Below are 10419 nucleotides of genomic sequence, written 5' to 3' on the forward strand. Positions count from 1 at the left end.
TGGCTAATTCCCAATAGCAGGCATCTTCAGCACTGATTCTAGCGTATAATCTGAGTATCTTTGCACTTTACCTTCATTTCCTCAAAAGCAGTTGTGGTGAAGGTTAGATAGTTTTCGGAGATGTCTATTTAGAAAAAATTGATAAATTAAGGTATTTTGGTTTAAGTGATGAACAAATTGCAGAAGTGCTAGATTTACCTTTGGAGGTTGTCAAGCAGGTGGAATAGGACATTATTTAAGTAGAACAAAATTAAATTAAATCTTCTAAATCATCAACTGTCATAGGTGCTTGAGCCGCATGGCGAACATATAAAACAGATACAATATTGTCTCTAATTGTAAACATCACTCTGTAAATATTTTTAGATTTACCATAAAGCAATTGATGAACTTCTTCTGGAAAAATCTCATGTTCAACTGCCAAAGCACAACGCTGGGGTTTATCTTGTAAAGTAGCAATAGCATTCATCAATCCTCGAAACCAGGTATCAGCAAATTCAGGATTACGTTTTCGATACCAACGATATGCTTGCTCAATCTGTTTTTCAGCAATTGGAGTAATTTCAACTTGAAATGTCATATTTCTGTTGCATTTCCTGAATAAAATCTGCAAGAGGACGAGTTTGGCCACTGTTGAGTTCTTCAAAACCCTGCTGAATACCAGCAATAGTTTCCAAATGCTCAATTAATTGGCGTATCTTGCTAGGTTCAATTTTACCAGGATCGAGAAAAGTAATGAGAACCTGGGTACTATTATTGACATTTTCGGGAATTTCGGTAAATTCAATCTGTCCGTCTCGATAAATACCTTCGACTGTTTTTAGCATAAGTCTTGTGGTGTTGATTATTTTTTAGATTATACTATAATTTTCACAAGATATTTAATATTCTCATCCTGTAAATCCTCTAATCCTGGACATCCTAATTCTGACAATTATAACATAAGAACATAACCAATACTAAGTAAAATTCTCTGATCACTCAACTTTTATTCCTACCTATTGCTATTTTGTATTCCCCCCTACAGAAAATACAATCCTAAAACAAAATAAAGAAATCGGTCTTTTGACTACTAAAACTCTACACTAATAATAGTAACAGCAAATACATAAAACCTTTATTTTCCGTCATTAACACAACTTTTCTCATCAACTGAGTACAACTTAATATATCTCAAAATATCTTGCCTAAATCGCTGTAACTCTCACAGGCAAATAGATTTAATTGAGTACAAAAAACCTCAAACCTAACCCCAAAAATACCCGTACCCCTGTGCTAAAAAGCTAGTACCCCTACCCCAACAGAAAATGTAAATTTGTGTTAAATATCTGTTAAATAGGGGTTTAAACCTATTGAGTACAATCTTAATAAATTCAATAAATCTAATCGGTAGCTGGGATTTTCTCTGCTTTCGAGTCACCTGATATAAGCAGAAAAACACAACATGGCTCTCTTAACCAGACAGTACCGATGCAACAGTCTCTAGACAGTCTCAAAACCCAAGCTGCAAATACAGACTCGCGGAAAAATCTACTCTCTGGCGATTTTTTAGAGCCATTAATGAGTGATTTTCGCATCATTTTTGAGCGTGATCCAGCCGCACGAAATTGGTTAGAAGTTATCTTTTGTTATCCTGGTTTTCATGCTCTTTGTTTACATCGTCTCGCCCATTGGTTACACATTCGTAAAGTGGGTTTTATTCCCCGTTTAATTTCTCATTGGGGACGATTTTTTACAGGTATTGAAATTCATCCAGGTGCAAAAATTGGTAAAGGTGTATTTATCGATCATGGTATGGGTGTGGTTATTGGTGAAACTGCCATTATCGGCGATTATACACTCATTTATCAAGGTGTAACTCTCGGTGGAACAGGGAAAGAAAGCGGTAAACGTCATCCCACTTTAGGTAATAACGTGGTTGTGGGTGCAGGTGCGAAAGTTTTGGGAAATATTCAAATTAGCGATCGCGTGCGGATCGGTGCAGGTTCTATCGTTTTACGTGATGTTCCTCCTGATTCTACCGTGGTTGGTATTCCTGGGCGCATTATTTCCCAAAAACAGAAAAAACGCATTTCTCCTTTAGAACATGGAAAATTACCCGATGTGGAAGCAGGTATAATTCGTTCTTTACTTTCCCGCATTGAACAACTTGAACAACAAGTTAAAACTCTCAAAAATCATCAACAAGATGATGTATAGCAATGGAAATATCGGTAGTTCACAAATTGAGGATGGAATTTTCTCGACAAAAGCGTTTTCCTCCTGACTCCTGACTCCTGCTATATGAGAAAACTGTAAACTTTGCCTATCAACGAGCAGTAATTTATGTCCTTGAATGGTAACTTTTTGGCTTTAGGTGAACAATTTTTGGAAATTCCTTTGAGCGATCGCTCGGAAATTTTTCACCGCTTGCAAGAGTTAATGATTGCCTGTAGTTGTGAACCGGATGGTTCTTTAAGAGTGCAAATTAATAGCTTCAAAGAGGCAGTGATTGTGCAAAATACCATCATGCAATTTTTAGCTTCTCGTGAGGAATTAGTGGAATGGTTAGAAAGTTGTTGGTACTGCGGTTATAATGGCTAATTCTCAAAACCGATGTGAGTGATACAATTCACGACTTATCTCAGGTTTAATCACCACAATATCAGAAGTAAATTCAAGATGCAAAGTTAATTTATCTTCTGTAATAGTCAAAGTTATTGTTCACTCACAATTTCACTTGCATAATTACGACAATTAACCTAAGCTTAGGTTTCACTTATTTTTTCCCATCTGCTAAATCTCCAATTTTTCTAACATATTTTATTCTGTAATGGAGTGAAATTAGCAGGTAAATCTGTGTCTATTTTGATAGTTTGAACGTCAACTTATGGTAAACCGTAACAGCGATAAGAAATTATTGCAATTTCTACATAGTGAACTGTCACTTTCAAAAGCTGATATTGCTGTTGCTTTGCGACATCGTGAATTTGATCAAGGTCCCATTCCCATGCTGCTTTGGCAATATGGTTTGATAGATTTACAACAGTTAGAAAAGATTTTTGATTGGTTAGTCGAACAAGGTTAAACAATTGAAAATTGACAATTGACAATTAAAAAATATCAGGATCTTCCAGAAATATATATTCTGACTCCTGACTCCTGACTCCTGACTTCTTAATTATGAGGTAAATATTATGATTACGAGTTTAATTGCTGGACTGAGTATTTTGTTACTGACAGGACTTACTAATAGCTATATTAGCTACTGGCTATTTGTAGAACATCCCAAACATGAGCAAAATAAATCTTCCTAAATGATACCGAAATTTAGTTTTCTAACATACAGATGTGGTGTGAGTGATTGAGCAATAATTAAATATTATCAACTGTTTTGAATAACTCCTGTTATTTTTAGCAGTTATCTAAAAAAATTAATATTTGCTTTATATCTATGTGGAATGGCCATTGTAGCATTAAAGGACATTAGTAAAAACTAAGAATTCAGGATTCAGGAGTCAGAATATTTGATCAATCCTTAGATGATCAAATAGTGTTTTGTGGCGTAAACGTCAAAAATCTGACCACTAATAGCTGAACGTTTACAGTAAAACTTGGCTAGAGGAATGTTTGAGATGAGTCAAATTAGTATTAATGATACTACGTTACGTGACGGAGAACAAGCAGCGGGAGTTGCTTTTAACTTAGAAGAAAAAGTAGCGATCGCCAAATTTCTCGATGCCATTGGTGTACCAGAATTAGAAGTAGGTATACCCGCAATGGGAGAGGAAGAAATTCGTGCTATCAAAGCAATTTCTGAGTTAAATTTAGATACTAAATTACTAGCTTGGAATCGTGCAGTTATCTCAGATATAAAAGCCTCTATTGCCTGTGGAATCAAAAGAATACATATTGCTATTCCCGTTTCTGGTATTCAAATTGCCGCCAAATTTCATGGTCAATGGCGAGTTAGTTTACAAAGACTAAAAGACTGTATTAACTTTGCTCTAGATCATGATTTATGGGTAGCAGTAGGAGGAGAAGATTCTTCCAGAGCAGATGAAAATTTCCTCGAAGATGTAGCTTTATATGCTCAAGAATGGGGTGCATCTAGATTTCGTTTTTGTGATACAGTGGGAATCCTTGAACCTTTTAAAACTCACATCAAAGTTAAACGATTAGTATCTACTTTATCAATTCCCGTAGAAATTCACACCCATAATGATTTTGGTTTAGCAACTGCTAATGCTATTGCAGGAATTAGAGCCGGCGCACTCTCTGTCAATACCACCGTGAATGGTTTAGGAGAAAGAGCAGGAAATGCAGCTTTAGAAGAAGTTGTTATGGCTTTAAAACATATCTACAATGTTGACTTGGGAATTGATACAAAAAATTTCTTAAAACTATCTCAATTAGTTGCTAATGCTGCCGGTGCAAACGTGCCACCTTGGAAAGCAATTGTCGGTGAAAATACCTTTGCTCATGAATCAGGAATTCATGCTGATGGTGTCATCAAAAACCCAGAAACCTATGAACCATTTGCACCAGAAGCAGTAGGTTGGGAACGTCGTTTAGTCATCGGTAAACATTCTGGAAGGCATTTATTATCTAACTTATTAGCACAGCATGGGATATTTTTGAATGACGAAGAAACCCAAGCTGTTTTAAATGCAGTTCGCCATGAATCAACCATCAAAAAACGCAATCTTTCTACAGAAGAATTGTTGACTTTAGTACAGGAAAAGAGGTATTTTCATGCAGCGAGATGAGATAGAACTAAATGATTCACCAGTGTTTGAAATTGGTGAAAAAGTCCGAGTTAAGAAACTCATCAAAAATGATGGTACTTTTCCAGGGCGAGAAATTGGCGAAGTTTTAGCCAAAATTGGCGATGTTGGTTATGTGGCAAGTATAGGAACTTTTTTACAAGCTTACTATATATATGCCGTACATTTTTTAGATACAGGGTACATCATCGGTTGTCGCAAAAGAGAATTAGAATCTGCTGAGGAAAAATCACATGAAAGTAATGCTACGGACGAATGATGCTGGAACTTTGGTTGTCTATGTCGCTAAAAAAGACCTAGAAGAAGAAGTTGTTAAACAAACAGACAGTGAAGCAGGTAAAGTTCTCACTTTAGCTAATGGTTGGGAATTAGAATTTAGTGAAATTCCTACTCAAGAAAGTTTACCTCAAACTTTAGAAGCTAAACGTCTGTCCTAAAGTTATCTCAGGATTTTATCTCAGAATTTAGCTATCAGCATTCAGTTACAGCATATTTCATACCAGTGAGGTACAAACTCAAATCATAAAACCCTTGTGGAACAGGCATCCTGCCTGTTAGCCTTGTACCTCATTTACCTCGAAAGTGCTGTATTATTTTCTCTCATTTTATCTCGTGAGGGTTATCAATATGGGTGAAAAATATCTCACATTATCGGAATTAAATCTAGAAGGACAATTTTTAGGTTTTGTCGGTAATAAACCCGAAAAATATAAACATTTACGTTTAGCTATTCCTGGGGGAACTTTAAAAATTAAAATTCCCCAAGATTTACTTTGTTCCTTGGTTGCTAATTTAGTACCTGGTGAACAAGTTATCATTCATGCTATTAGTAAATTAAATCCACGCACCAGTAAACTTAAACTTATTGCTTATCGAGTTCAACAAGTTGGTTTTTGTCCTATTCATCATCAACTACCAGAAAATACAGCTAAAATTATGGTTTGTCAAAAATCTGGTTGTGTGAAACGAGGTGGTAAAGGTTTATTATCAGAATTAGAAAAAACTTTGTGCGATCGCGGTTTACTGCATAAAGTCAAAATTGAACACACCGACTGTCAAAAACGTTGTAGTAGCGCCCCTAATTGTGTTTTAATGTTGGGTAAAAAACAATATAATAAAATTCATCCAGAGGCGATCGCATCTTTGTTAGAAAATCATTTAACTTAATAGACATCTGGTGGTAATGAATGTAGGGACAATTCATGAATTGTCCCTACCAAAGGTTTCAGGTTATGCATATTTAATTTTCGGAGATACAGCATATTTCATACCAATGAGGTACAAACTCAAATCATAAAACCCTTGTGGAACAGGCATCCTGCCTGTTAACATTGTACCTCATTTACCTCGAAACTGCCGTATCTGAGATATCTAATGATAAATTAACCAATTTCCTAACAACGTATTAATACTTATTAATATTTCTTAAATATTGTAACTTTTAATTACATTTTTCTGTTCAAGACTCAAGAGTTTTTAATCTTTAGTCAGTTGACAGAAAACCTAAAAAAAACTTATAAACAAAGGAAATATAACAAAATAGCATATTTTCAAGCAAAAAATATGTATTTTATCCCAATAAATCTTTGATAAAAAAGATATCTCCTAAATCCTGACTATTATCTTACCAAAATAGCACTATAAACAAAATAGTAATTAACTTGTTAAAAATATTGATCCTCACTCAGTCTGAGTAAATTTAAAAATATCAGCACTGGTAAAAGTTTGGTTTTTAGCAAAAAAATGCTATAACAGTGACACGAAACAAATGTATAAAAGTGTGAGGAGTACAACTTTGACTACACGCAAATTCGCCAACATCATCTCAGCCAACTGGATGCAGTTCCTAAGCATCAATATATTAGGCTGCCTTTTACTATCTACATCTGCTGGAACGAAACCCGCTTCTGCGGTTGATAACTCAGTTCCTGCTACTGTCAGCAACGAATTAGAAACCCAGCTAGAAACAGTATCCAGCCAAAATTTTAGGCAAAATTTCAGCCAAGAATCTCAAGATACAGTTATTGAAAATAATCAACCGCTTAAGTTTTCCCCAGCACCCGAAACTATCTCACAGCTAGATTTCTCGACCAGCCTCGGTGATACCTTTCAACCAGCAAATCAAAACTCTTCTCTGAAAAAGTCTTCTCTTCAGCCCAAACAACCTCAAACCATCGCTCAAGTAGATCCTTCTGCTGGTACAACTGTAGGTGATACCTTTGCAGATGCAAATAGACTACGCCAGGAACTACTGATTGATCCCATTCTTCAAATTGAACCTCCCCTCAAAGCTGCTCCTGGTTCCAGTGCAGGTACACCCACTGCCTATGGTGCAAGTTGGGGACAAGCTTTTGTTGGTGGTGGAGTATTCTTTCCTTTTGATGGCAAAGTAGATGGTTCTCTATCTCTCGGTTTTGGTTTAGGAAACGCAGTGAAATCAGCAGGTCTAGAAGTTGCCTTCAATATTATCAGTGTCGGTGGTCAAGATAACTTCTTTGGAGACTTTGGTGATAGTGGCACTGTAGGCTTAAAACTACACAGAATCCTGTCCAGGGATACAGCCGTAGCCGTTGGTTGGTCAAATGCCATTAAATGGGGAGAAGCAGATATTCCCCAAGAGACTATCTATGGTGTAGTTAGCCAGAGATTTGACGCACTCTCTGTTTCTTTGGGTGTTGGTAGTGGCAGCTTCAGATCCAAAGGTGCTAGAAATGCAGGTGATAATGATCTCAACTTATTTGGCAGCATAGGTTACAGAGTCACACCACAAGCATCCCTCGTTAGTAGTTGGACTGGAAGTGGTCTTAACTTAGGTGCTTCTTTTGTTCCCTTCAAACAAACTCCTATGGTGATCAATGCTATCTTTACCGATGTCACTGACAACCTTAATAGTTCTGGATTTAGTTTAAGTGCAGGTTATAGTCTTCAGTTCTAAAATTTGTTTTTTTCACTACGGCAATTTCACCTAAAAAGGGCAAAACCATGATTAAACAAAAATTCACCCTCACCTTGGGTTTAATCTCTATATTATTAGGTTCTTTGGCTGCTTCCTCCGAACCAGCATTGGCTGGCCAGGAACCACCTCCAGGAACTGATATATCTGCTCTCATTGCGGAGACTGCGGCAGTTCAAACACTGTTTGAAATACCAACATCAGTAATATCACCAATAACAGGTGTTTCTGTTACTCCTGGTGATGGTGGTAATGTCAATATTACTATTGTTGCACCGCAAATTCAGATACAGTTGAGTAATACTGTCGTTGGAGTAATATCGGCACTTAACGCAGGTGGTGCCGCAGGTGGAGGTGGTGCCGCAGGTGGAGGTGGTGCCGCAGGTGGTGCTGGTAACGCAGGTGGAGGTGGTGCCGCAGGTGGTGCTGGTAACGCAGGTGGTGCTGGTAACGCAAGTGGTGCTGCCGCTGTTGCCAGCGTATTGGGAGGAAATGATAATGCCCCCGCAGCTGCCGCTCAAGTTGCTAATAATTTAACGGCTAATGGTGTTCCCGCGCAGGATGCACAAGAATTAACCGAAGCCTTAGGTGGAATTGTTGAGACTCCTATAGCTCAAGTAAGATCAGAAGAGCTAGTAGCAACTACTAAAAATCTCAAAGGGGATTCTGCCATTGCTCAAGCCGCTGAAACACCCAGGGTAAACATCAATAACTTAAATAAAGCTATTGAAACCTACAATCGTATTATCAAACAAAGTGATCTACCTACTCTCCAAAAACTCTCCCAAGATGAAACTTTCATGGCAATTAATAAAGTTCTCAAACAGTTGAGAGCAGCTTTGAATACAAGCAATTAGTCAGAAATGAACCCCAGTATCTACACAATCCAAATCTAAATGATTGTCATAGAAAGCTGGCAATAATGATCTCCTGACTCATTAGACATCTCCGAAAATGAATGTAGGGACAATTCATGAATTGTCCCTACCAAGGGTTAGACCTGAAAAACTGTGCATTTTGGGTCTAAGAAATCCAAAAATTTGGGGATGACAGATAGCTGAAACTGTTCCCTATTCCCTGTTAAGAGTTTCCTGCCTCAACGGAAAGACTTTTTCAGCAAAGCCTAATTAATTCATAAAATTATCGCATATTTACAATTAAATATCTCCCGACTTTTAATAAAAATTTCGCTATTGCGTGTTTTTACAGTCGGGAGACGGTTAACCAGCTATACTTTCTATTAAGTGCCAATTGCGACTATGTTCAATTTGCTGTCGGACAAAATCAAAGACTTGTCGGCAATGGTTATCCAGTTTAAGTGGTAGTTCCTCATTTTTGATCACAATATTCATGCGGGTTTCCTCGTCCGTAGCAGTGGATTTATCAATCAATACTTCCACTGTCACTAACTTGGAAAATGATACATTTCCGGGAATTTCACGAGCCATAATGTAATCTGGTGTGTAGTATTGAATTTCCAAACCACAATACTGTAGTAGCTCTATCAGCAATGGTTGTAGATAGTCGCTGGCAACAGAAACAAGAACAGAACAGGTATAGCGAGCCATAATAGCCCCACGCTTTTTAACACTCTGTCCATCCTATAATATATTGACCTTATCTGCTAACCTAACGGTTATAGGAGTCAGGAGTCAGGAGTTGTTTAATAGACATCTCCGAAAATGAATGTAGAGACGTTGCATGCAACGTCTCTACAAGGGTTCTGGAAACCGCACATTTAATTACCCATTACCTATTTTGCAATCATCATCTATGCAATATGCTGATTGATAAGTATTCGCACGTTTACCAAACATGGTATAGCGATTATCTGCCTTGCCAGCGTTTTGATGGACTTTGAGCATCTATTAAAATCATACCTTGTTCACAATCTTGAGCGGTAATTCCCCATTGGGATAATAGTTGTTGATCTTGCATGGGGATGTAGCGAAATAGCTTTCCCTGGTCTAGATTTTCTAATAATTGCACTAAAGTAACACAGAGATTGCAATTACCATCATAAATGACGTAGTAATTCATATTATGTAGGGAACAGGTGACTGGGGACTGGGGATACAATTTTGGATTTTGGATTTTGGATTTTGGATTGTTTCTGTCAACTCCAATCTAAAATCTAAAATCTAAAATCTAAAATTATTCTGACTCCTGATAAGTTTATTCTGGAACGTCAATCAAAATATTGCCATCTTCCACACGGAGAGGAAATACTGGCAGGGTTTTGGCTGCGGATACCATTGATAGTAATTTACCAACTCCGGGTGGCCAAGGACACCAAGTTTTTACTTCTCCAGTATTGAGGTCAAAAGCACTACGATGGAAAGAACAAACAATAGCTCCGTCTTGAATTTTACCGGATTTCATGGGTAATTTGAGGTGAGGACAGCTATTTTCTACGGCATAAAGCTGATTTTCGTGGTTTAACACTAAAATGTTTCTGTTTCCTACTTTCACCACTTCCCGCGCACCAGGGGATAGGGCGTTTGCTTCGAGAATTTTTGTCCAGGCCATTGTGTTCTCCTTTTTTTTCTTTTTTTATACCTGTTTTTAGTTTCTCTGCTATATAAAACCTAGACAAAGCTAGACTTTACTTTCTACTTCAACGGGAGCATGGGAGCGGTTATCCCTCCGTAGACTTGCACGCTGTAGCCCAACGCGATCTTTCTGGTGTGAAAGGAGGCA

The 10419-nt window shown here is 37.5% G+C and carries 13 protein-coding genes and 1 pseudogene; 9 read left to right on the top strand and 5 right to left on the bottom strand.

The window, feature by feature from the left end; translation table 11 throughout:
• Positions 1-250: 250 nt before the first annotated feature.
• Together IQ237_RS25290 and IQ237_RS25295 are read right to left on the bottom strand one after the other, a co-directional pair.
• Positions 251-580, bottom strand: coding sequence for a type II toxin-antitoxin system RelE/ParE family toxin (locus IQ237_RS25290; RefSeq protein ID WP_194060006.1), 330 nt, complete (start codon positions 578-580; stop codon positions 251-253).
• Positions 564-827 (bottom strand): hypothetical protein, encoded by a 264-nt coding sequence (locus IQ237_RS25295; protein WP_194060007.1) that lies wholly within the window; start codon positions 825-827, stop codon positions 564-566. Before IQ237_RS25295 ends, IQ237_RS25290 begins: the two co-directional genes overlap by 17 nt.
• 643 nt (positions 828-1470) lie before the next feature.
• On the opposite strand from IQ237_RS25295, the gene cysE reads away from it, so the two are divergent.
• From cysE to IQ237_RS25340, 9 genes are all read left to right on the top strand, one after another.
• On the top strand, positions 1471-2199 hold the full coding sequence (gene cysE / locus IQ237_RS25300; RefSeq protein ID WP_194060008.1) for a serine O-acetyltransferase: 729 nt from the start codon (positions 1471-1473) through the stop codon (positions 2197-2199).
• Positions 2200-2325: 126 nt separating this feature from the next.
• On the top strand, positions 2326-2583 hold the full coding sequence (locus tag IQ237_RS25305) for an Asr1405/Asl0597 family protein (RefSeq protein WP_194060009.1): 258 nt from the start codon (positions 2326-2328) through the stop codon (positions 2581-2583).
• A 286-nt stretch (positions 2584-2869) separates the two neighbouring features.
• The gene (locus IQ237_RS25310) at positions 2870-3067 is read left to right on the top strand and encodes a DUF2949 domain-containing protein (RefSeq protein ID WP_096568631.1); all 198 of its coding nucleotides are present in this window, start codon (positions 2870-2872) and stop codon (positions 3065-3067) included.
• A gap of 547 nt (positions 3068-3614) precedes the next feature.
• A complete protein-coding gene (nifV, locus tag IQ237_RS25315) occupies positions 3615-4748 on the top strand; it encodes a homocitrate synthase (protein ID WP_194060010.1) in 1134 nt (377 codons plus the stop codon).
• The gene (locus IQ237_RS25320; protein ID WP_194060011.1) at positions 4735-5025 is read left to right on the top strand and encodes a nitrogen fixation protein NifZ; all 291 of its coding nucleotides are present in this window, start codon (positions 4735-4737) and stop codon (positions 5023-5025) included. Before nifV ends, IQ237_RS25320 begins: the two co-directional genes overlap by 14 nt.
• Positions 5000-5203 carry a putative nitrogen fixation protein NifT gene (gene nifT, locus IQ237_RS25325; protein ID WP_187039447.1) on the top strand — a complete coding sequence of 68 codons (204 nt, stop codon included), beginning with the start codon at positions 5000-5002 and terminating at the stop codon, positions 5201-5203. The genes IQ237_RS25320 and nifT overlap by 26 nt, the downstream gene beginning before the upstream one ends.
• A 190-nt stretch (positions 5204-5393) precedes the next feature.
• Positions 5394-5933: a (2Fe-2S) ferredoxin domain-containing protein gene (locus IQ237_RS25330; protein WP_194060012.1), complete on the top strand. Its 540-nt coding sequence runs from the start codon at positions 5394-5396 to the stop codon at positions 5931-5933.
• A 628-nt stretch (positions 5934-6561) separates the two neighbouring features.
• Complete coding sequence (locus tag IQ237_RS25335) at positions 6562-7701, top strand: hypothetical protein (RefSeq protein ID WP_228020706.1); 1140 nt, start codon at positions 6562-6564, stop codon at positions 7699-7701.
• A 47-nt stretch (positions 7702-7748) separates the two neighbouring features.
• The gene (locus tag IQ237_RS25340; protein ID WP_194060013.1) at positions 7749-8576 is read left to right on the top strand and encodes a hypothetical protein; all 828 of its coding nucleotides are present in this window, start codon (positions 7749-7751) and stop codon (positions 8574-8576) included.
• A gap of 363 nt (positions 8577-8939) precedes the next feature.
• Here IQ237_RS25340 and IQ237_RS25345 read toward each other — a convergent pair whose 3' ends face one another.
• From IQ237_RS25345 to IQ237_RS25355, 3 genes and pseudogenes are all read right to left on the bottom strand, one after another.
• A complete protein-coding gene (locus IQ237_RS25345) occupies positions 8940-9287 on the bottom strand; it encodes a hypothetical protein (RefSeq protein WP_194060014.1) in 348 nt (115 codons plus the stop codon).
• A gap of 174 nt (positions 9288-9461) precedes the next feature.
• Positions 9462-9759, bottom strand: a pseudogene (locus tag IQ237_RS25350) (thiol-disulfide oxidoreductase DCC family protein).
• A gap of 135 nt (positions 9760-9894) precedes the next feature.
• Positions 9895-10248: a Rieske (2Fe-2S) protein gene (locus IQ237_RS25355; RefSeq protein WP_194060015.1), complete on the bottom strand. Its 354-nt coding sequence runs from the start codon at positions 10246-10248 to the stop codon at positions 9895-9897.
• Between the last annotated feature and the right edge of the window lie 171 nt (positions 10249-10419).

The organism is Sphaerospermopsis sp. LEGE 08334, from assembly GCF_015207205.1.
Taxonomy (GTDB): Bacteria; Cyanobacteriota; Cyanobacteriia; order Cyanobacteriales; family Nostocaceae; genus Sphaerospermopsis.

What these genes read in the sequence shown, in the direction of transcription:
- IQ237_RS25290 (WP_194060006.1), bottom strand. Translation starts at nt 580, where the DNA reads ATGACATTTCAAGTTGAAATTACTCCAATTGCTGAAAAACAGATTGAG.
- IQ237_RS25295 (WP_194060007.1), bottom strand. Translation starts at nt 827, where the DNA reads ATGCTAAAAACAGTCGAAGGTATTTATCGAGACGGACAGATTGAATTT.
- cysE (WP_194060008.1), top strand. Translation starts at nt 1,471, where the DNA reads ATGCAACAGTCTCTAGACAGTCTCAAAACCCAAGCTGCAAATACAGAC.
- IQ237_RS25305 (WP_194060009.1), top strand. Translation starts at nt 2,326, where the DNA reads ATGTCCTTGAATGGTAACTTTTTGGCTTTAGGTGAACAATTTTTGGAA.
- IQ237_RS25310 (WP_096568631.1), top strand. Translation starts at nt 2,870, where the DNA reads ATGGTAAACCGTAACAGCGATAAGAAATTATTGCAATTTCTACATAGT.
- nifV (WP_194060010.1), top strand. Translation starts at nt 3,615, where the DNA reads ATGAGTCAAATTAGTATTAATGATACTACGTTACGTGACGGAGAACAA.
- IQ237_RS25320 (WP_194060011.1), top strand. Translation starts at nt 4,735, where the DNA reads ATGCAGCGAGATGAGATAGAACTAAATGATTCACCAGTGTTTGAAATT.
- nifT (WP_187039447.1), top strand. Translation starts at nt 5,000, where the DNA reads ATGAAAGTAATGCTACGGACGAATGATGCTGGAACTTTGGTTGTCTAT.
- IQ237_RS25330 (WP_194060012.1), top strand. Translation starts at nt 5,394, where the DNA reads ATGGGTGAAAAATATCTCACATTATCGGAATTAAATCTAGAAGGACAA.
- IQ237_RS25340 (WP_194060013.1), top strand. Translation starts at nt 7,749, where the DNA reads ATGATTAAACAAAAATTCACCCTCACCTTGGGTTTAATCTCTATATTA.
- IQ237_RS25345 (WP_194060014.1), bottom strand. Translation starts at nt 9,287, where the DNA reads ATGGCTCGCTATACCTGTTCTGTTCTTGTTTCTGTTGCCAGCGACTAT.
- IQ237_RS25355 (WP_194060015.1), bottom strand. Translation starts at nt 10,248, where the DNA reads ATGGCCTGGACAAAAATTCTCGAAGCAAACGCCCTATCCCCTGGTGCG.